Origin of the sequence: Cognatishimia sp. F0-27 (assembly GCF_020667845.1) — a bacterium.
Classification (GTDB): Bacteria; Pseudomonadota; Alphaproteobacteria; order Rhodobacterales; family Rhodobacteraceae; genus JAFMPQ01.
On the sequence record NZ_JAFMPQ010000095.1, the window covers coordinates 1 to 856 of the forward strand.

Annotated in this window: 1 protein-coding gene; it reads right to left on the reverse strand. The window is 57.5% G+C overall.

The window, feature by feature from the left end:
* Positions 1-4: 4 nt before the first annotated feature.
* Positions 5-792 (reverse strand): IS5 family transposase gene (locus tag J1C49_RS21480; RefSeq protein WP_227447855.1). Its coding sequence is split into 2 segments (ribosomal slippage): positions 5-453 and positions 453-792, totalling 789 coding nucleotides; the frame shifts between segments, so codons are not numbered across the junction.
* Positions 793-856 lie beyond the last annotated feature (64 nt).

Genomic DNA, 856 nt, shown 5'->3' on the forward strand with positions numbered 1-856 from the left:
TAGGTCATGTTGACAAAAGACGCAGCCAGAGGCGGATGGACGTGATGTCTATGAAGCCGAGGAAACTTTCAGCGGTCTTGTCGTAGCGGGTTGCGACCCGGCGAGCGTTCTTCAGTTTGTTGAAGCACCGTTCGACCAAGTTGCGCAGCGAATACAGGGAATGATCTACGCCGACGCGTATCTTTCTTGATTTGCGCATTGGGATTTGGGTGAGCACGTCCCGCGCCTCCATCTTTTTCCGAATGCTGTCAGCATCATAGCCTCTATCGGCCAACAGGACGCTCGGCTCGGGAAGATTGTCAGCCATAACCAGATCAAAGCCCATGTAATCGGAAGTCTGGCCCGGCGTGTTTTCAGTTCTCATGGGCAGGCCTGCCGCGTTGACGCGGAGGTGGATCTTGGTCGTGAAGCCACCTCGCGAACGGCCAAAACCCTGTTGCGGAGTCCCCCTTTAGCGCCCGCTGCCTGGTGATGGGCGCGGATCACGGTGCTGTCGATCATTTGAAGGGCGTCCGGCACCGCCCCGCTTTGGTTCAGGGCATCCATGATGTCCTCCCACAGCCCAGCCAGAGTCCAGCGCCGGAACTGGCGGTATACACTCGACCACTTGCCAAACTCCTCGGGTAGGTCCCGCCACGGAGCGCCCGTGCGGGCAATCCAGAAAACTCCATCAAGAACAAGGCGGTGGTTGGTAGGTTTGCGTCCATTCGGGGCGCGGACAGTTAGAATGAACCGCTCAAAGAACGCCCATTCCTCGTCCGACATCAGGTCTCGTGCCAAGCTGATCTCCATCGCAGATACCAGCTTGAATCACGATCAGCGTGCCCTGTGAATCCCTTTTGTCAACACAGCCTAG